The organism is Cryobacterium sp. TMT3-29-2, assembly GCF_004564305.1.
GTDB classification, from domain to species: Bacteria; Actinomycetota; Actinomycetes; order Actinomycetales; family Microbacteriaceae; genus Cryobacterium; species Cryobacterium sinapicolor.
Map to the genome: position 1 here is coordinate 1 of NZ_SOGK01000051.1, position 17,959 is coordinate 17,959.

At 67.1% G+C, this 17,959-nt stretch carries 19 protein-coding genes and 1 tRNA gene; 14 read left to right on the forward strand and 6 right to left on the reverse strand.

Features of this window, described 5'->3' with window-relative positions; genetic code table 11:
- Window positions 1-448: 448 nt before the first annotated feature.
- Window positions 449-1,048 carry a vitamin K epoxide reductase family protein gene (locus tag E3O67_RS06280; protein ID WP_241979282.1) on the reverse strand — a complete coding sequence of 200 codons (600 nt, stop codon included), beginning with the start codon at window positions 1,046-1,048 and terminating at the stop codon, window positions 449-451.
- Between the two features lie 279 nt (window positions 1,049-1,327).
- Here E3O67_RS06280 and E3O67_RS06285 point away from each other — a divergent pair, with 279 nt between their 5' ends.
- Entirely contained in the window at window positions 1,328-4,099 is a 2,772-nt protein-coding gene (locus tag E3O67_RS06285) for an Rne/Rng family ribonuclease (RefSeq protein WP_135102263.1), read from the forward strand.
- A 154-nt stretch (window positions 4,100-4,253) separates the two neighbouring features.
- Here E3O67_RS06285 and E3O67_RS06290 read toward each other — a convergent pair whose 3' ends face one another.
- A complete protein-coding gene (locus E3O67_RS06290) occupies window positions 4,254-4,544 on the reverse strand; it encodes a DUF4031 domain-containing protein (protein ID WP_135102264.1) in 291 nt (96 codons plus the stop codon).
- Between the two features lie 191 nt (window positions 4,545-4,735).
- Here E3O67_RS06290 and rplU point away from each other — a divergent pair, with 191 nt between their 5' ends.
- The 11 genes from rplU to E3O67_RS06345 all read left to right on the forward strand — a co-directional run bounded on the left by rplU (window position 4,736) and on the right by E3O67_RS06345 (window position 12,367).
- On the forward strand, window positions 4,736-5,044 hold the full coding sequence (rplU, locus tag E3O67_RS06295; RefSeq protein WP_104103412.1) for a 50S ribosomal protein L21: 309 nt from the start codon (window positions 4,736-4,738) through the stop codon (window positions 5,042-5,044).
- Window positions 5,045-5,063: 19 nt separating this feature from the next.
- Window positions 5,064-5,321 (forward strand): 50S ribosomal protein L27, encoded by a 258-nt coding sequence (rpmA, locus tag E3O67_RS06300; RefSeq protein ID WP_104169636.1) that lies wholly within the window; start codon window positions 5,064-5,066, stop codon window positions 5,319-5,321.
- A gap of 138 nt (window positions 5,322-5,459) precedes the next feature.
- Window positions 5,460-7,040, forward strand: a complete 1,581-nt coding sequence (obgE, locus tag E3O67_RS06305; protein WP_134430551.1) for a GTPase ObgE — start codon at window positions 5,460-5,462, stop codon at window positions 7,038-7,040.
- On the forward strand, window positions 7,037-7,846 hold the full coding sequence (gene proB, locus E3O67_RS06310) for a glutamate 5-kinase (RefSeq protein WP_135102265.1): 810 nt from the start codon (window positions 7,037-7,039) through the stop codon (window positions 7,844-7,846). The genes obgE and proB (E3O67_RS06310) overlap by 4 nt, the downstream gene beginning before the upstream one ends.
- Window positions 7,843-8,625: a glutamate 5-kinase gene (proB, locus tag E3O67_RS06315; protein ID WP_134430545.1), complete on the forward strand. Its 783-nt coding sequence runs from the start codon at window positions 7,843-7,845 to the stop codon at window positions 8,623-8,625. The genes proB (E3O67_RS06310) and proB (E3O67_RS06315) overlap by 4 nt, the downstream gene beginning before the upstream one ends.
- A 9-nt stretch (window positions 8,626-8,634) precedes the next feature.
- Complete coding sequence (locus E3O67_RS06320) at window positions 8,635-9,897, forward strand: glutamate-5-semialdehyde dehydrogenase (protein ID WP_135102266.1); 1,263 nt, start codon at window positions 8,635-8,637, stop codon at window positions 9,895-9,897.
- A gap of 65 nt (window positions 9,898-9,962) precedes the next feature.
- The gene (locus E3O67_RS06325) at window positions 9,963-10,163 is read left to right on the forward strand and encodes a hypothetical protein (RefSeq protein ID WP_134430539.1); all 201 of its coding nucleotides are present in this window, start codon (window positions 9,963-9,965) and stop codon (window positions 10,161-10,163) included.
- A gap of 16 nt (window positions 10,164-10,179) precedes the next feature.
- Entirely contained in the window at window positions 10,180-10,782 is a 603-nt protein-coding gene (gene nadD / locus E3O67_RS06330; RefSeq protein WP_255575626.1) for a nicotinate-nucleotide adenylyltransferase, read from the forward strand.
- Window positions 10,779-11,801, forward strand: coding sequence for a hypothetical protein (locus E3O67_RS06335; protein ID WP_135102267.1), 1,023 nt, complete (start codon window positions 10,779-10,781; stop codon window positions 11,799-11,801). The genes nadD and E3O67_RS06335 overlap by 4 nt, the downstream gene beginning before the upstream one ends.
- A gap of 40 nt (window positions 11,802-11,841) precedes the next feature.
- Window positions 11,842-12,219 carry a ribosome silencing factor gene (gene rsfS, locus E3O67_RS06340; protein ID WP_134430530.1) on the forward strand — a complete coding sequence of 126 codons (378 nt, stop codon included), beginning with the start codon at window positions 11,842-11,844 and terminating at the stop codon, window positions 12,217-12,219.
- Between the two features lie 72 nt (window positions 12,220-12,291).
- Window positions 12,292-12,367: transfer RNA gene (locus E3O67_RS06345), tRNA-Ala, on the forward strand.
- Window positions 12,368-12,460: 93 nt separating this feature from the next.
- Here E3O67_RS06345 and E3O67_RS06350 read toward each other — a convergent pair.
- The gene (locus E3O67_RS06350; protein ID WP_134430527.1) at window positions 12,461-12,691 is read right to left on the reverse strand and encodes a DUF1653 domain-containing protein; all 231 of its coding nucleotides are present in this window, start codon (window positions 12,689-12,691) and stop codon (window positions 12,461-12,463) included.
- Between the two features lie 217 nt (window positions 12,692-12,908).
- Here E3O67_RS06350 and E3O67_RS06355 point away from each other — a divergent pair, with 217 nt between their 5' ends.
- Window positions 12,909-13,319 (forward strand): YchJ family protein, encoded by a 411-nt coding sequence (locus E3O67_RS06355; RefSeq protein ID WP_135102268.1) that lies wholly within the window; start codon window positions 12,909-12,911, stop codon window positions 13,317-13,319.
- A gap of 23 nt (window positions 13,320-13,342) precedes the next feature.
- On the opposite strand, the gene E3O67_RS06360 is transcribed toward E3O67_RS06355, so the two are convergent.
- The 3 genes from E3O67_RS06360 to E3O67_RS06370 all read right to left on the reverse strand — a co-directional run bounded on the left by E3O67_RS06360 (window position 13,343) and on the right by E3O67_RS06370 (window position 16,609).
- A complete protein-coding gene (locus E3O67_RS06360) occupies window positions 13,343-14,005 on the reverse strand; it encodes an anaerobic ribonucleoside-triphosphate reductase activating protein (protein ID WP_135102269.1) in 663 nt (220 codons plus the stop codon).
- Window positions 14,002-16,095: a ribonucleoside triphosphate reductase gene (locus E3O67_RS06365; protein ID WP_135102270.1), complete on the reverse strand. Its 2,094-nt coding sequence runs from the start codon at window positions 16,093-16,095 to the stop codon at window positions 14,002-14,004. The genes E3O67_RS06360 and E3O67_RS06365 overlap by 4 nt, the downstream gene beginning before the upstream one ends.
- Window positions 16,096-16,228: 133 nt before the next feature.
- The gene (locus E3O67_RS06370) at window positions 16,229-16,609 is read right to left on the reverse strand and encodes a hypothetical protein (RefSeq protein ID WP_135102271.1); all 381 of its coding nucleotides are present in this window, start codon (window positions 16,607-16,609) and stop codon (window positions 16,229-16,231) included.
- A gap of 272 nt (window positions 16,610-16,881) precedes the next feature.
- Here E3O67_RS06370 and E3O67_RS06375 point away from each other — a divergent pair, with 272 nt between their 5' ends.
- Window positions 16,882-17,943, forward strand: coding sequence for an LLM class flavin-dependent oxidoreductase (locus tag E3O67_RS06375; protein WP_135102272.1), 1,062 nt, complete (start codon window positions 16,882-16,884; stop codon window positions 17,941-17,943).
- The last annotated feature ends 16 nt before the right edge of the window (window positions 17,944-17,959 follow it).

The following is a 17,959-nucleotide window of genomic DNA, read 5'->3' on the forward strand; positions in this document are numbered from 1 at the left end:
AAGAGATGAGGGCCTCCGTGGCATCGACTTGAGTGTGGTAACCCAATCGATACCGGAGGTCCTCACCTTTTTAGCTCACGCCACGCTCACAACCTCCGTGGGAAGAACAGCTAGGGGGCGCCCAGCCCAAGTCCGTCGTCACGTGAATGAGGAGATTTTCGGGACACGCCGGAGTTGGCGCCGGGGTGGGCGGCGCATCGCGAGAATCCCCTCAGTTAGTGACGTCGATCGCGACGGATGCCGCGGGCGAACCTCCGGAGATCGGATCGCCGGGTCTCGACCGGCTCGACCAGCGAGCCTCGACCAGCGAGCCTCGACCAGCGAGCCTCGACCAGCGAGCCTCGACCAGCGAGCCTCGACCAGCGCGGCTCGAACACCGGGGCGCCTCGACCAGCGCGGCTCGAGCACCAGCGCTGCTCGACCATCGCGGCTCGACCAGCGCCCGCCACTACAGGCGGTTCAGGAAGTCCATCTCAACCTGGGCGATGACGGCGGCGATCAGGTAGCAGACGATCGTGATCACGGCTATCCAGGAGTAGGCGACGGATGCGGCGCGTCGCACCCGCGGCCCCGCGGGAAGGTTGCCGACCGTGAGGTTGTGCAGCGTCACTGCCAGGAACATCGGGATCGTGATCGTCCAGGTCACCATGCACCACGGGCAGAGCACGTCGAGCACAAAGAAGCTCTGCGCCATCAGCCAGATCACAAAGGCGAGGGCGCCGGTGACGCCGACGTTCAGCCCGATCCAGAACCAGCGGGCGAAGCGTGCTCCGGCTAGGATCGCGGCACCCGTCGTGATGACGACCGGCCAGGCCATCAGGCCGATCACCGGGTTGGGGAACCCGAGAATGGCGCCCTGCCACGACCCCAGGTTGGTGCTGCAGCCCACCAGCACGCTGAAGTTGCAGGACAGCTGCGCCTGCGGGTCCTCGAGAATGGCGAACTTATCGATGGTCAGCAGAAAGGCCGCGGTGAGGGCGATCAAACCACCGACGATGAAGAAGATGGCGAGCCCGACGGGGCGCTTGACGGGCGGGGTGAAGGACACCCCCGGATTATGTCATGTGCCTCGCGCGTGTTCCTGAGAATGCATGCGATAATCGAAACAGTTGCTTGAGCCGCGCTTAAGTTGACGCCAAAGAAGTCTTAATGGGCCGTAAATGCCCAGATTCATTGGTCCCACGACCAAAGGTATTAGCAGCCAGAGCCAAGAGCCGGTTGCGAACGATGAGGATTCCCGAGGGTTTCGCGCAAGCGTGATCCTCGCACGAGAGAGTAGCCGGATGGGTGGCGCGGTCGCCCAAACCGGTCAAGGAGCGCACCAGTGATGGTGGAAGACAACGAAAACATCAAGAAACGCAAGGGATTGTTCGGCGCCCGCCGCACCTCCCGCAGGGCTGCCACCCCGGTGACTGTTCCGGAGAACGTGCCTGTCGCCTCGGCGACGAGCGAGCCCGTTGCAGCACCGCTGACAACCCCCGTCCACACCGACGATGCCGTGACCGAGCAGGCAGCCGCCGCTCTGTTCGGTGGAACCCCCGACTCAGAACAGGACGCTGCCGTGGAACCGACGCCGCCGCCCACCCCGACCGCCGAAGTGGTTCGCCGCCCGTCCACCTCGTTGGTGTTCCAGGCTCCGGTCATCGTGCCGCTGCCGGCGCGTGCCGGAGTGCGGCGCGACACCGTGCGCCAGGACACTCGTCAGGACACCCGTCAGGACACCCGTCAGGACCAGCGCCAGGACCAACGCCAGGACAACCGGCCCGACCAGCGCCAGGACCACGCCGACGAGGGCGACGAGTCGTCGACCGTTCGCCGTCGCGCCCGCCGCCGCACCGGCGACGAAAGCCGATCCGGATCCGACGACCCGGCGAACACAGTCGTTCGCGTTCGTCCGCCCCGCGAACCCGAACTCATCACCGAACCCCAGCGCATCAAGGGATCGACCCGCCTCGAGGCCAAGAAGCAGCGCCGCCGTGACGGCCGCGATGCCGGTCGTCGCCGCCCGGTGATCACCGAGGCCGAGTTCCTCGCCCGGCGCGAATCCGTCGACCGGGTCATGGTCGTGCGGGCCAAGCACAACAAGATCCAGATCGGTGTGCTGGAAGACGGCGTGCTGGTCGAGCACTACGTCGCCAAGAACCAGGATGCCTCGCTGATCGGCAACGTCTACCTCGGCAAGGTGCAGAACGTACTGCCGAGCATGGAAGCCGCCTTCGTCGACATCGGACGCGGCCGCAACGCTGTGCTCTACTCCGGTGAAGTCGACTGGGAGGCCGCCGCCGGGAACTCCGGCAACAGCAGCCAGACCCGTCGCATCGAGCTCGCACTCAAGCCGGGCGACAAGGTGCTCGTGCAGGTCACCAAGGACCCGATCGGCCACAAGGGCGCGCGCCTCACCAGTCAGGTGTCCCTGCCGGGGCGCTACCTCGTGTACGTGCCGAACGGCTCGATGAACGGGATCAGCCGCAAGCTGCCCGACACCGAGCGGGCCCGCCTGAAGAAGATCCTCAAGGAGGTTCTGCCCGAGAACGTGGGCGTCATCGTGCGCACCGCGGCCGAGGGGGCCACCGATGAGCAGCTGACACTCGACGTCAACCGGCTCACCGCGCAGTGGGCATCCATCGCCAAGCAGGTCGACACGGTGCAGGCTCCAGCCCTGCTGCACAGCGAACCGGACCTCCTGATCAAGATCGTGCGGGATGTCTTCAACGAGGACTTCCAGAAGATGGTCATCTCGGGCGAGGAATCCCGTGAGGTCATCGAGGCCTACCTGCGTCAGGTCGCACCGGACCTGGTGGAGCGCGTGGAGCGCTACCAGGGCGAGGTCGACGCCTTCGACGAGTACCGCATCTCAGAGCAGATCGAAAAGGCCCTCGACCGCAAGGTCTGGCTGCCGTCCGGCGGTTCCCTCGTGATCGACCGCACCGAGGCCATGACCGTCGTCGACGTCAACACCGGCAAGTTCGTCGGCTCGGGTGGAAACCTCGAAGAGACCGTCACGAAGAACAACCTCGAGGCGGCCGAAGAAATCGTGCGCCAGCTCCGCCTGCGCGACATCGGCGGCATCATCGTCGTCGACTTCATCGACATGGTCCTCGAAACCAATCGTGACCTCGTGCTGCGCCGCATGCTCGAATGCCTGAGCCGGGACCGCACCAAGCACCAGGTCGCCGAGGTCACCTCGCTCGGACTCGTGCAGATGACCCGTAAGAAGCTGGGCCTGGGCCTGCTGGAATCGTTCAGCGAAAACTGTGAAGCCTGTGCCGGTCGCGGCATCGTCATCCACCACGACCCGGTGCTCAAGCACCGCCAGACGGCTCAGCCGGCCATGGAGCGTCGCCCGCGCAACAAGACAGGCAACAATTCCGGCGGGGACAACGGGCACCGCGGCGGCAACTCCGGCAACTCCGGCAGCTCCGGCAGCTCCGGCACAGCGAGTGCGCCGCAGGTCGACGCCGGCAGGTCCACCCACGGCGCCAACGGCACCCACGGCATCACCGAGGACGCCAAGCACGCTCTCGCGCTGATCGCCGCGCGCACCATCCCGCGCGCCCTCACCGGCTCGATCCCGATCATCACCCTGCCCGAGGCGCAGCCGGATTCGGCTGCCGTGGCGACGACGGCCGCCCCGGCGGCATCCGTTGAGGCGTCGTCCGCCCCGACCAACCCGATCGAGGCGGCCGTGAACGATGCGGCAGCGGCCGAGACGTCGTCCCCGCCGGCACGCCGCAGCCGTAGGGCCTCCTCCACGCCCCGCCAGCGGGTCGCAGAGCCCGTTGTCACGGAGACGCCGCAGGCCCCGGTGGTGCCGGTGCAGCAGACTCCGGTCGAGGTGCCGGCCACGTCCAAGGTGGTCCGGCCCGACGACGACGAGTCCGTCGCCATCCTGGACATCCCGGTCAAGAAGTCCTCGCGGAGCCGCCGCACGGTCAGCAAGCAGGTCACCGACCAGCTGCTGGACTCGGTGCTGGACGCCCTGCCCGAGCCCAAGCAGCCCGGACAGGGTCGTTCGCGCAGCCGTCGGGTGACGACGGCAGGCGGATCCACCGGATCGGCCCAGCCGATCGTGACGGCGTCGCCGGATTCCCAGCAGTAACGAGAGTCCCCGCAGGGACGAATCGAGTCGACCGGGCGACCGGCAGTGCATGGCCCACGGGTCAGGGCGCCGCCGGTCGCCCCATCTCGTCAGGCCCTCCGGGAAGCCCCGAGGTGCGGCCTCCGCGAGCAGTCCGGGACGCCCCCGGGGCCGCTCAGGACTCCGGGGGAAGGCGGTGAATCGGGCGGTCCCGCCCGCTCACGCGCAGGCCGCTGGCACGCAGCCGCAGCACCAGTTCCCGATTGCCCACCGGATGCGCCCCCGCGGCCACCAGCGCGTCGTGGCGGTGAGCCGGCACGTCGTAGTGGTCCAGGTCGAAGCCACGGCGGGGGATGCCGTTCCGGGCGGCGAACGCGTGCAATTCGGCCAGGGACGAATCACTGACAAGATGGGACCAGACGGTGCCATGCGCGGGCCACATGGGCGAGTCGATCAGCACGGTCATCACCCGAGTCTATGATCCGGCCTCGGTTTGACCGTTGCGGCAGGATCGGCTAACGTTGGCTCTTGGTGTGCGATGGGCCTTTGCCCCCGCGATCACCGAAGTTTTCTGAAAGCGACCGGCCGACTTGGCCTGTTCAAAGCAGTAACTTTCCATCACGGGGCCTCACGGCTCCCCAGAGATAGGTACGTAACGTGGTTTACGCAGTTGTGCGCGCCGGTGGGCGGCAGGAAAAGGTAGAGGTCGGAACCATTGTCACGATGGACCGAATCAAAGCCAACAAGGACGGCAACGTCGAGCTGGCCGCTGTGCTTCTCGTCGACGGCGACACGATCACCTCTGACTCGCAGTCACTGGCAAAGATCACGGTTACCGCCGAGGTCTTGAACGACCTCCGTGGTCCGAAGATCGTCATCCAGAAGTTCAAGAACAAGACCGGGTACAAGAAGCGTCAGGGGCACCGTCAGGAGCTCACTCGCGTTCAGGTTACCGGCATCGCCTAGGCCCTGAGGAGCAGAACAGATGGCACATAAAAAAGGCGCGAGTTCCACTCGCAACGGTCGCGACTCCAACGCCCAGCGCCTCGGCGTGAAGCGCTTCGGCGGTCAGGTTGTCAGCGCGGGCGAGATCATCGTCCGTCAGCGTGGCACCCACTTCCACCCCGGCGTGAACGTCGGCCGTGGTGGCGACGACACGCTCTTCGCTCTCGAGCCCGGCTCGGTTGAGTTCGGCGCCAAGGGCGGCCGCAAGGTCGTCAACATCGTGGTGGCTGCCGCTTAGGCATTCCACTTCGGTAAGCGTGAGGGCGGGCTTCGGCTCGCCCTTTGCGTGTTTTACGGCACACCCGGCACCGAGAGATCAACGGAGCCACTGATTGCGGCACCACTGAGTTTTTCGCCACCTGAAAGGGGCACCCCCATGGCCACGTTTGTCGACCACGTCACTCTCCACCTGCGAGCAGGCAACGGAGGGAACGGCTGTGTCTCCGTCAAGCGTGAGAAGTTCAAGCCTCTCGCCGGCCCCGACGGCGGAAACGGCGGAAGCGGCGGCGACATCGTGCTCGTCGCCGACCCCAACGTGACGACCCTCCTCGGCTACCACCGGTCCCCGCACCGCAGCTCCGCGAACGGTGGCCCCGGCATGGGTGACCACCGCGCCGGCTTCGGCAGCGAGTTGATGGAGCTGTCAGTGCCGCTGGGCACCGTGGTGAAAGACGCTGAGGGCAACGAACTCGCCGACATGACCGAACCGGGCTTCCGCATCGTCGTCGCGCCCGGCGGACAGGGCGGACTCGGCAACGCAGCTCTGGCCTCCCTCAAGCGCAAAGCCCCCGGCTTCGCGCTCCTCGGCACCTACGGCTGGGAAGGCGACATCCAGCTCGAACTCAAGACCGTGGCGGATGTCGCGCTCGTGGGTTACCCCTCGGCCGGCAAGTCCAGTCTGATCGCGGCCATCTCGGCGGCTCGCCCCAAGATCGCGGACTACCCGTTCACGACCCTGCACCCCAACCTCGGCGTCGTGGACGCAGGCGAGGTGCGCTACACCGTCGCCGATGTGCCCGGCCTGATCGAGGGCGCCAGCGAGGGCAAGGGCCTCGGCCTTGAGTTCCTTCGACACGTGGAGCGCTGCACGGCGCTGCTGCACATCCTCGACTGCGCCACGCTCGACCCCGACCGCGACCCGCTCAGCGACCTCGACGTCATCCTCGGCGAACTGGCCGCCTACCCGGTACCCGACGGCCAGAAGCCGCTCCTCGAGCGCCCCCAGCTGATCGCCCTGAACAAGATCGACGTTCCCGAGGGCCGCGAGCTCGCGGAGTTCGTGAAGCCTGACCTCGAGGCGCGCGGCTACCGCGTGTTCGAGATCTCGACCGTCAGCCACGAGGGTCTCAAGCAGCTCAACTACGCGCTGGCCGAGACCGTCGAGGCCGGCCGGGTCGAGGCTGCCGCGGCGCAGGCCGTCAAACCGCGCATCGTGATCCGCCCGAAGCCCGTCGACGACAGCGGCTTCGTCGTCAAGGTCGAGGGTGGCTCGTTCGGCAACATCTACCGCATTATCGGCTCCAAGCCCGAGCGCTGGGTGCAGCAGACTGACTTCAAGAACGACGAGGCCGTCGGCTTCCTGGCGGATCGCCTCGCCAAGCTCGGAATCGAGAACGAGCTGTTCAAGGCCGGAGCCATCGCCGGCTCGACGGTCATCATCGGGCCGGGCAACGGCGTGGTCTTCGACTGGGAGCCGACCCTCACCTCGACGGCCGAACTGATCACGGCCCCGCGTGGAACCGACACCCGTCTCGACGACTCCAAGCGTCGCACCAGCAACGAACGCCGCGAGGAGTACTTCGGCCGGATGGACGCCAAGGCAGCCGCCCGCGCCGAGCTGATCCGGGAGCGCGAGGCCGGCATGTGGTCGACCGGCGAGGAAGAGTACAACGGCGACACCCTGACCGGCGACGGCTCAGTCCCGGTGTCGCCCCGCAAGGAGAACGGGGCCGAATGAGCAACCGCGCGCGCGCCCAGGTCGCCTCCGCGCGGCGCATCGTCGTGAAGGTCGGTTCCTCGTCGATCAGCGGCGACAACTCCGAGCAGATCGCGCCACTGATCGAGGCCCTGGCCGAGGCGCACGGCCGCGGCGTCGAGGTTGTTCTGGTCTCCAGCGGCGCGGTAGCGAGCGGCATGGACTACCTCAATCTCGACGAGCGGCCGGCCGACCTGGCAACCCAGCAGGCGGCCGCCTCCGTAGGCCAGAACGTGCTCACGGCCCGCTACCAGGAGACGCTGGACCGGTTCGGCATCGCCGCCGGACAGGTGTTGCTGACGGAGGGGGACCTCCTCAACGAGCCGCATCGCAGCAACACCCGGCGCGCGGTGAACCGGCTGCTCGAACTGCGCATCATGCCTGTCGTCAACGAGAACGACACGGTCGCCACCTACGGGCTGCGCTTCGGCGACAACGACCGGCTGGCCGCCATGCTCTCGGTGCTCATTCGCGCCGACCTCCTGCTCCTGCTCAGCGACGTGGACGCGCTCTACACCAAGCCCCCGCACATGCCCGGCGCCGAACCGATCGACTTCATCGGGTTCGACCAGGGACTGGGCGGTATGGAATTCGGGACGAACAAGGGTGCCGGCAACGTGGGAACCGGCGGGGCGAACACCAAGGTGAAGGCGGCCCGACTGGCCGCTTCCGCCGGAACGGCCGTTCTTGTCACCGAGACGAGCCTGGCCGCCGACGCCCTCCGCGGCGGCTCGTGCGGCACCTGGTTCGAACCGATGCCCACCGCGCCCGGCCGAGCGCTTCTGTGAACGCACTCGGCCGGCACGAGGTCGCGTCGGCCGCGCGCATCGTCGTGAAGGTCGGTTCGTCGTCGATCAGCGGCGCGAACGTCGCACAGATCACTCCGCTCGTCGATGCTTTGGCCGACGCGCACGGGCGCGGCGCGGAGATCGTCCTCGTCTCCTCGGGGGCCATCGCCACGGGCATGCCCTACCTGCAGCTCGACGAGCGGCCGACCGACCTGGCCACCCAGCAGGCTGCGGCATCCGTGGGCCAGAACCTCCTCATCTTCCGCTACCAGGACAGCCTCGACCGGTACGACATCGTCGCCGGCCAGGTGCTCCTCACTGCCGGCGATCTGGAGAACCCCTCGCACCGTGGCAATGCCCACCGGGCGATGGACCGCCTGCTCGGCCTGCGTATCCTGCCGATCGTCAACGAGAACGACACGGTGGCGACCCATGAGATCCGCTTCGGCGACAATGACCGGCTGGCCGCTCTGGTCGCCACGCTCATCGCTGCCGACCTGCTGGTGCTGCTCAGCGATGTCGACGCCCTCTACACCCGCGCGCCGCACCTGCCCGGTGCGGAGCGCATCGACACTGTTCCGTTCGGAGACCCGATGCTCGGTGTCGAACTCAGCGGCAGCCGCTCGGGCGTGGGCACCGGGGGCGCCGACACCAAGGTGTCGGCCGCACGAATCGCAGCCGAGGCCGGCACCGCAGTGCTGCTCACCTCCACCGGTCTGGTGGCCGAGGCGCTTCGCGGCGACCCGGTCGGAACCTGGTTCGCACCCGCGCTGCCGTAAACTACCGGCATGCCGCAGACCGAGTCACCCCAGATCACCCCGATCCTCGAAGCCGCCCGTGCCGCCGCCCGCACCCTGGCCACGACGCCGACCGGGCTGAAGAACAAGGCATTGCACGGAATCGCCGCCGCCCTGCGGGGGAGCGCGTACGAGATTCTGGCCGCCAACGCCCAGGATCTCGCCGCCGGCACAGAGAACGGCCTCTCCGCGGGCCTGCTCGACCGGCTCACCCTCGACGCCGCGCGCATCGACGCCCTCGCCGACGCCGTGCTCGAGATCAGCCTGCTCACCGATCCCGCCGGTGAGGTGGTGCGTGGGTCCAGTCTGCCGAACGGCGTGCGGATCAGCCAGGTGCGCGTGCCTTTCGGCGTCGTCGGCGTCATTTACGAGGCGCGCCCGAACGTCACCGTCGACATCGCAGCCATCGCTCTGAAGAGCGGCAACGCCGTCGTCCTGCGGGGCGGATCCGCTGCCGAGAACACCAACCGGGTGCTGGTCGGACTGCTCCAGGCCGCACTCTCGCAGGTGGGCCTGCCGGCAGCGTGCGTGCAGACCATCGATCCGTTCGGCCGCGCCGGCGCCACCGAGCTGATGCAGGCCCGTGGCCACGTCGACGTGCTGATCCCGCGCGGGAGTGCCGGCCTGATTCAGGCCGTCGTCACCCAGTCGACCGTGCCCGTGATCGAGACCGGGGCCGGTGTCGTGCACATCTTCCTCGACGAGTCGGCGAACCTGGAATGGGCCGTCGACATCGTGCACAACTCAAAGGTGCAGCGTCCCAGTGTCTGCAACGCCCTCGAGACCCTGCTCGTGCATGAGGCCGCGGCCGCCCGGCTCCTGCCGGCCGTGCTGGCGAAGCTGACAGAGTCCGGGGTCACCCTGCACGGAGACGAGCGCGTGCGGAAGATCTACCCCGCGGCTGTGCCGGCCACGGAGGAGGACTGGTCCACCGAGTACATGGGCCTGGAATTGGCCGTCGCGGTCGTCGACTCCCTCGATGACGCCATCGCGCACATCCGCCACTACTCGACCGGGCACACCGAGTCGATCATCACCAACGACATCGTCAATGCCGACCGGTTCCTCGGAGAAGTGGATTCCGCGGCGGTCATGGTCAACGCCTCGACTCGGTTCACCGACGGCGGAGAGTTCGGTTTCGGAGCCGAAGTGGGCATCTCCACCCAGAAATTGCACGCGCGCGGGCCGATGGGTCTGCCCGAACTCACCAGCACCAAGTGGATCGTGCGCGGCTCCGGCCAGGTGCGCGCATAGGCCCCCGCTAGACTGTTGGCCGCGGCGCATCCTCTTGCCTTGTGTGTCCCTGAATGGAGAACCCCATGTCGTTCCTGACCGTTGTGCTGGCTGAGACCGGGCACGTCGCTTTGCCGATGCCCATCTTCCTCTACGGTGTGATCGGGCTCGTGGTCTTCGCCGCGCTCGGCTTCGTCGTCTGGTCCTACCGGGATGTCGCCAACCGGCATCAGGCCAAGGCGAAGGCCTACGCCGACGCCCACGGCGGCGCGCGCAGCGACCACTAGACGTAAAGCTTCGAGTATCGATACCCCCGGGGCACGCCCACCGCGCATCGGCGTGATGGGCGGCACGTTCGACCCCATCCACCACGGGCACCTCGTGGCCGCCAGCGAGGTGGCGCAGAGCTTCGACCTCGACGAGGTCGTCTTCGTGCCCACCGGGCAGCCGTGGCAGAAGGCGGATGTGACCGAAAGCGAGCACCGGTACCTCATGACGGTCATCGCCACCGCATCCAATCCCCGGTTTACCGTGAGCCGGGTCGACATTGACCGCACCGGGCCCACGTACACGATCGACACCCTGCGTGACCTGCACGCCGAACGCCCCGAAGCGGAGCTTTTCTTCATTACGGGCGCCGATGCCATGGGACAGATCCTGGGCTGGAAAGACGTCCAGGAACTCTGGGACCTGGCCCATTTCGTGGCTGTGAGTCGTCCGGGACACGAGCTCACTATTTCGGGATTGCCCAACCAGGACGTAAGCTTACTGGAGGTTCCGGCTCTGGCCATCTCGTCCACGGACTGCCGGGAACGTGTGAATCGGGGATTCCCGGTCTGGTATCTGGTCCCCGATGGGGTTGTCCAGTACATCTCAAAGCACCATCTGTATCGGAGTGTGGCATGACGTTGGGTAATGACCCGCAGCCACTGACGCGTCGGCAAGCGCGCGAGTTGGCAAGTCGGAACGAGCAGTTCACCGTTGAATCGGCTCTTCCCTCGGCGCCGGCTCCCCTCGAACCCGCGCCCCTCGAACCCGCGCCCCTCGAATCCGCCCAGTCGACGGATGTCCCCTCGGCCCGGCCGTCCGCGTTCGCACCCCGCGTGGTTGACGTCCCGCCGCGCACTGTCCAGACGCAGGACCACAGCACCCTCACCCGACGTGAGTTGCGCGCACTCCAGGCCGCTCGGGTCGATGATTCCGGCGCACACCAGCTGAAACACGACGTCCATACCGAGAGCGTCGTCAGCCCGGCCCCGGCCACGATCTCCACCGTGTCCGCTCCCGAGGCGACGTCGTACCCGTTCGCCATTGATGCGTTGCACGTTCCGGTCGCCCCTGCCAAGGTGGCGCCGCCCGTCGAGTTCCTGGTTGAGGCTTCCCCACGCACCAAGGTCAAGTCCCGTCCCGGCGTGCTGCACCCGCCCGTCGGGCACTGGTCGCTGGCCCGCGACGAGGTCGACGACCACGTTCCCGGTGTGACGCAGCTTGAGCCGTTCGATCAGATCGTGGCGCGCGGCATCAGCGCCGGCGGCATCCCCACCACGACCAACGCCCTGATCTTGCCATCGATCCCGCACCAGGGATCCACGTCGGGTCCGCTCTCGAGTACCGGCGAGATCATGGTCACCGGGTCGATCGACCTGCCCCGCAGCCTCGGTTCCACCGGATCTCTCCCGAACGTCTTCGACTCGTCCGACATGGACCAGATGCTCGACCAGCTCGACGAGGGTGGACACCACAGCGACGTCGCCCCCGTCAGTGCGAGCCGAGCCGTCAGCACGCACGCGTCGACCCGCGGCGTCATGGCTCCGCCGAAAAAGCCGGGCCTGACCGTTCCGGCCGTCCTGACTGTCACTGCCGGCGTCCTTGCCTTCGGCGTGTTGGCCCTGATCGTGGCCGGCTACGTCCTCAATATTTTCTAATGCCATCCGTTTCGCTCTTACTAACTCAGGGATTCATTCGATGACCGCTTCTGCCCATGCTCTCGAGCTCCTCCAGGTGGCCGCCGCCGCCGCAGACTCGAAAGCGGGGGAGGACCTTGTCGCAATCGACGTGTCCAATCCCCTTCCTCTCACCGATATCTTCCTGATCGTCACAGGGCGTTCCGAGCGCAACGTGGTGGCCATCGCCGGTGAGATCGAAGACAAGATGACTGAGGCCGGGCATAAGCCGCTTCGTCGCGAAGGACGTGCCGAGGGTCGCTGGGTCCTCGTCGACTTCGGCGACCTCGTCGTGCACATCTTCCACGAGGAAGAGCGCGTGTACTACTCGCTCGAGCGGCTCTGGAAAGACTGCCCGATCATCCCCATCGAGCTGCCAGCTCACAACGCTGCCGAATAGCGGTGGTACGCAGCAGGCGAATCGTGTAGTAGCCTAGAGAAGTTGTTTCGGGGAAGTTCCGAAACACAATCTGGGTCCGTGGCGCAGCTGGTAGCGCACCTGCATGGCATGCAGGGGGTCAGGGGTTCGAATCCCCTCGGATCCACCAATCAGTGTGAAACAGTGTCACAGAGAACAGGCCCCGACTTCGGTCGGGGCCTGTTCTGTGTGACGCAGGTCTGCTTTTTCCGGTCTCCGGTGATTACGAACGCTGCTCTTCGCTCTCGACCAGGGCGAAGCGGGGAACGTCCGCGCCGTCGATGGTGATGGACTCCAGAAACATGGCCAGTGGGCGCACCCACAGCCCTCGTTCCCCGTACAGGGCGGTGTAGACCACCAAGTCTTCATCGGTCTCGGAGTGCCGGGCCACTCCCAGAACCTCGTAGGGGTTGCCTTTGTAATGTCTGTATCTGCCGATCGCAATGTCATTCATGGTGCGCCGACTCTAGGCTCCTTCGACCGGCATTCCTAAACCGCCGTCTCCCCGGCGGGGCGGGTCTCTCGATCTGCCTCCACCGCTGGTGGGGCGAACTCAGCCGCCGGCTGAACCACGAGTCCCAGCCGACGGAACAGGAGTACGAGACCGAACTGACCGGGTCCTAGCGTCCGCTGGCGGCGCTGCGAGACCGGGACTGCCCGATACTGGAGGGGTGCCAGAGACTTCGACCCCCGTAGAGCGCCCGCCCCGACCCCGGCCGTGCCCCTGCCTGAGCGGCAACCCGTATTCCGAGTGCTGCGGCCGGTTCCACCGCGGGGAGGCGCTGGCGCCCACCGCTGAGGCTCTGATGCGCTCCCGGTACGCGGCCTTCGCGGTGGGGGAGCCGGACTACCTGCTCGCGACGTGGCATCCGCGCACCCGTCCGGAGGCGCTGGAACTCGACGCCGACGCGCGCTGGCTCCGCCTCGAGATCGTGCGCACCGCGCAGGGCGGTCCGTTCGACACCGAGGGGGTGGTGGAGTTCATCGCGTACAACAGGTCCGGCGGCGCCACCTCGCAACAGCACGAGGTCAGCCGGTTCGTCCGCCTGGACCGGTGCTGGCTCTACCTCGACGCGGTATAGCCTCGTCGACGTGCCGACGCAGGCTAGCCGAGACGCTCCAGGTGGGCCTTCAGCCGGGCCGCAAACTCGGGGCGGGCACCCTCGGACCGCACGGTCTGCAGCACGTGCTCCCGCACGCCCAGGGCGGTCAGCGTGGCGCCGAGCCCCGCCACGTCGCCCGGGGACATGACCATCGGGTCGACGGTTGTGCGTACCTGCAGGTCCACCTGTGCGTCGAGCGCCACCCGCAGGCAGGCGAATGCCTTCTCGGCCGCCGATGGCACCCCGGTCACCGCCCCGTACAGCTTCTCCGGTGCCTTGATGTCCAAGCCCACCCAGTCGCAGAGCGGCAGCACCTCGCGGAACCGGGTCGGGTACGGTCCCGCGGTGTGCAGGCCCACACCGAAGCCGAGGGTTCTGACCTCCCGCATGGCGCTGGCCAGACCGGCCTGACGGGTGGGCTCCCCACCCGAGAAGACCACTCCGTCCAGTAGGCCGTGCCGCTTGGCCAGCAGCTCGCGCACCTCCTGCCAACGGATGCTTCCCGGCGCGCGCGGGTCCAGCAGGTCCGGGTTGTGGCAGTACGTGCACGCCAGGGGGCAGCCCTGGAGGAACACGGTCGCCACGAGCTTGCCGGGCCAGTCGCAGGTGGACAGGGCCACGAGTCCCGCGATCTGCAGGTCGTCCGCGCTCGCCGGGGTGCTCACCGGGACATCGCCGCTTCGACGAAGTGCGTGCGCTCGGCGTGCTCGCCCTTCTTGCCGATGTTGAACGAGCTGACCGGACGGAAGTAGCCCATCACCCGGGTCCAGACCTCGCAGACGCCGCCGCAGACCGTGCAACTCGGGTGCTCGCCGGCCAGGTAGCCGTGGTCGGGGCAGATCGAGAACGTCGGCGTGACCGTGATGTAGGGCAGCCGGTGCGTCGACAGGGAGCGCTTGACGAGCTCGCGGCAGGCCGCGGCCGTGGAGAGCTTCTCCGACATGTACAGGTGCAGCACGGTGCCGCCGGTGTACTTGATCTGCAACTCGTCCTGGCGGTCGAGGGCCTCGAACGGGTCGTCGGTGAAGCCCACCGGCAGCTGGGACGAGTTGGTGTAGTACGGGTTCGCGTCGGTGCCGGCCTGCAGGATGTCCGGGAATCGCTTCCGGTCTTCCTTCGCGAACCGGTAGGTGGTTCCCTCGGCCGGGGTGGCCTCCAGGTTGTACATGTTGCCGGTGGCCTCCTGGAACTCGACCATGCGCGTGCGCACGTGGTCGAGTAGCCGCACGGCGATGGCGTGGCCCTCGTCGGAGGTGATGTCGTGCAGGTCCTCGGTCAGGTTGCGCACCATTTCGTTGATGCCGTTGACCCCGATGGTGGAGAAGTGGTTGCGGAGACCGGCGCCGAGGTAACGCTTCGTGTACGGGAACAGACCATCGACGATCAGCTGGTCGATCACGGTGCGCTTCTGCTCCAGGGAGTCCTTCGCCAGGTCGAGCAGGCGGTCGAGATCGGCGAGCAGCCCGGCCTCGTTGCCGCGGTGGGTGTAGCCGAGGCGGGCGCAGTTGACGGTCACGACGCCGAGCGAGCCGGTCTGCTCGGCGGACCCGAACAGGCCGTTGCCGCGCTTCTGCAGCTCGCGCAGGTCGAGCTGCAGGCGGCAGCACATCGAGCGGATCTGGTTGGGCTTGAGTTCCGAGTTGATGAAGTTCTGAAAGTAGGGTGTGCCGTACTTGGCGGTCATCTCGAAGAGACGGTCGGCGTTCTCCGACTCCCAGTCAAAGTCCTCGGTGATGTTGTAGGTCGGGATGGGAAAGGTGAACACCCGGCCGCTGGCGTCGCCCGCGGTCATCACGTCGATGTACGCCCGGTTGATCACGGCCATCTCCTCTGCCAGGTCGCCGTAGGCGAAGTCCTGCTCCACCCCACCGATCACGGGCACCTGCTCGCGCAGGTCCTCTGGGCAGACCCAGTCGAAGGTGAGGTTGGTGAACGGCGTCTGGGTGCCCCAGCGGGAGGGCACGTTGAGGTTGTAGATGAGTTCCTGGATGCCCTGGCGCACCTCGGCATAGCTCAGCTTGTCGAGGCGCACGAACGGCGCCATGTAGGTGTCGAAGGAGCTGAATGCCTGCGCGCCGGCCCACTCGTTCTGCATGGTGCCGAGGAAGTTGACGATCTGGCCGATCGCCGAGGAGAAGTGCTTCGGGGGAGTGGACTCGACCTTGTCCGGAACACCGTTCAGACCCTCTTCGAGGAGCACCCGCAGCGACCAGCCGGCGCAATAGCCGGCCAGCATGTCGAGGTCGTGGATGTGTAGTTCGCCCTCACGGTGCGCCTTGCCGATCTCGGCGCTGTAGACGTTCGCGAGCCAGTAATTCGCGACGACCTTCCCTGCCGTGTTCAGAATCAGCCCGCCGAGGGAGTAGCCCTGGTTCGCGTTCGCGTTGACGCGCCAGTCGGAGCGGTCGAGGTACTCATTAATGGACGTGCTCACATCCACGGTGGTGCGCGTGACGTCGCGGTCCCGGGCGTGCTGGTCGCGGTAGGCGATGTAGGCCCGGGCCGTCGCCGCATACTTCTTCGCGAGCAGGGTCTGCTCCACGAGATCCTGCACCTGTTCCACGGTCGGGTATTCCCGGCCGAGCTCGGCTAGCGCCGCGATCACCGTGTCGGTTACCAGGCCTGCGTCGTCGCCGGTCATCTCACCCGCGGCGGCGGCGCCGGAGACGGCGGCCCGGATCCGCTCTGCGTCGAAGGGAGCAGTGGCGCCGGTGCGCTTGATGATGCCGAGCGGTGCGTGGTGTTGCGGTGTCATGCGTGTTCGTCCTTGGTGGCTTCCGCGGCAGACTCAAGGATTCGAGTCTGTCCGTTCGAGCCCACCCTACGCCTCGACTCCACCACATCTTGTGGTCGACATGCCGACCATGCCTAGATGTAGTGGTAATTAGCTAAGCGAACGGCAGGAACAGGGCGGCCAGGAGCGCGATGTAGACGACCACGAAGACCGCCGGGGTCACGAAGCGCACGACGTTGATCCAGGGCGCGGAGGCGACGACGCCGCGGCCGAGGGCGCTGCTGGCGGGCAGCGCGCGCAGATCCGCGACGATGAAGAGGCCCTCGTTCGCCGACGCGATCTGAGCGAGCGCACCGAGAATGCCCGAGGCTAGCAGGATGCCCGCGGCCGCGATGCGCACACTCAGCGCTGACTCCGCCAGACCGACGGACAGGAAGGCCACGAGGGCCGTGAGCAGGAAAGTCGGTGCGAGCTGGGACACGATGATGTGCCAGCGGGCCTTGGTCCAGAGCGCAATCAATTCGTGTTCGGTCATGGGGGATCTCCTGTCGCCGGGGCGACCGGTGATGGCGCCTGACCCCATTCTGCCCCCCTCGCGACGGCGCGCCCGCGGCGCCCCCCCACCTCCGTCGTCGCGCACCGTGTAACAGCCGGCGTAGGTTCTACAGTGCGCCCGCGTCCACCACCTGCGCCGCGAACCTTCGCACGGGCCCGGAATATTCAGGGGCGGGCCGCGGTTTCGTCTTTGAATGCATTTGCATAGACTTTGTGGCGAATGTACGGACCTTCGCGAGGAGCACGCACCAGATGACAGAAAAGTTCGAACTCGGGCTGGACACCTTCGGCGATGTCACCTTCGACGCCTCTGGGGCCCGGTTGTCCCAGGCGGCGACGCTGCGCAACGTGGTGGCCGAGGGGGTGCTGGCCGATCAGGTGGGCCTCGACTTCTTCGGGATCGGTGAGCACCACCGGGAAGATTTCGCCGTCTCCGCCCCCGAGGTGGTGCTCGCCGCGATCGCCGGGCAGACCACCGGCATCCGTCTTGGGTCCGCCGTCACCGTCCTCAGCTCGGACGACCCGGTGCGCGTCTTCCAGCGCTTCTCCACCCTCGATGCGGTCTCGAACGGACGCGCAGAGGTTATCCTGGGCCGCGGCTCCTTCACTGAGTCGTTCCCGCTGTTCGGCCTGGAGTTGGACCAGTACGAGCTGCTGTTCGAGGAAAAGCTCAACCTATTCACCGAGCTGCTCACGGAGGAGCCCGTCACCTGGTCGGGCGAGACCCGGGGTGGTCTGCGAAACCAGAGGGTGTTCCCGCCGACGGACTCCGGAGCCCTCACCACCTGGATCGGCGTGGGCGGAAGCCCGCAGTCCGTCGTGCGTGCGGCGCACTACGGCCTGCCGCTGATGCTGGCCATCATCGGCGGCTCGCCCCTGGCCTTCGTGCCTCTGGTCGAGCTCTACCACCGTGCCCTGGCTCAGTTCGAGAAGCCGACCCGGCCGATCGGCGAACACTCGCCGGGCTATGTCGCCGCGACGGATGTCCAGGCGCGCGAGGAAATGTGGCCGCACTACGCCGCCATGCAGAACCGGATCGGCCGAGAGCGCGGTTGGGGTCCGGTCACCCGGGAACGCTTCGAACACGACGCCGGCCCGGACGGCGCCCTCTTCGTGGGCTCACCTCAGACCGTGGCCACCAAAATCGCCGCCACCGCGATCGGTCTGGGGCTCTCCCGCTTCGACCTCAAGTACAGCCTCGGCACGCTCTCCCACGAGAAGCTGATGACCAGCATCGAGCTCTACGGCACCGAGGTGGCGCCGCTCGTGCGCGAGCTGGTGGCCGCCGATCGCGCCGCCGACCTCGTGAAGTGACCCGACCTCCTGACAT

What these genes read in the sequence shown, in the direction of transcription:
- E3O67_RS06365 (WP_135102270.1), bottom strand. Translation starts at nt 16,095, where the DNA reads ATGACACCGCAACACCACGCACCGCTCGGCATCATCAAGCGCACCGGC.
- E3O67_RS06290 (WP_135102264.1), bottom strand. Translation starts at nt 4,544, where the DNA reads ATGACCGTGCTGATCGACTCGCCCATGTGGCCCGCGCATGGCACCGTC.
- rsfS (WP_134430530.1), top strand. Translation starts at nt 11,842, where the DNA reads ATGACCGCTTCTGCCCATGCTCTCGAGCTCCTCCAGGTGGCCGCCGCC.
- proB (WP_135102265.1), top strand. Translation starts at nt 7,037, where the DNA reads ATGAGCAACCGCGCGCGCGCCCAGGTCGCCTCCGCGCGGCGCATCGTC.
- rpmA (WP_104169636.1), top strand. Translation starts at nt 5,064, where the DNA reads ATGGCACATAAAAAAGGCGCGAGTTCCACTCGCAACGGTCGCGACTCC.
- E3O67_RS06350 (WP_134430527.1), bottom strand. Translation starts at nt 12,691, where the DNA reads ATGAATGACATTGCGATCGGCAGATACAGACATTACAAAGGCAACCCC.
- E3O67_RS06335 (WP_135102267.1), top strand. Translation starts at nt 10,779, where the DNA reads ATGACGTTGGGTAATGACCCGCAGCCACTGACGCGTCGGCAAGCGCGC.
- E3O67_RS06375 (WP_135102272.1), top strand. Translation starts at nt 16,882, where the DNA reads ATGACAGAAAAGTTCGAACTCGGGCTGGACACCTTCGGCGATGTCACC.
- E3O67_RS06325 (WP_134430539.1), top strand. Translation starts at nt 9,963, where the DNA reads ATGTCGTTCCTGACCGTTGTGCTGGCTGAGACCGGGCACGTCGCTTTG.
- E3O67_RS06320 (WP_135102266.1), top strand. Translation starts at nt 8,635, where the DNA reads ATGCCGCAGACCGAGTCACCCCAGATCACCCCGATCCTCGAAGCCGCC.
- obgE (WP_134430551.1), top strand. Translation starts at nt 5,460, where the DNA reads ATGGCCACGTTTGTCGACCACGTCACTCTCCACCTGCGAGCAGGCAAC.
- E3O67_RS06285 (WP_135102263.1), top strand. Translation starts at nt 1,328, where the DNA reads ATGGTGGAAGACAACGAAAACATCAAGAAACGCAAGGGATTGTTCGGC.
- E3O67_RS06370 (WP_135102271.1), bottom strand. Translation starts at nt 16,609, where the DNA reads ATGACCGAACACGAATTGATTGCGCTCTGGACCAAGGCCCGCTGGCAC.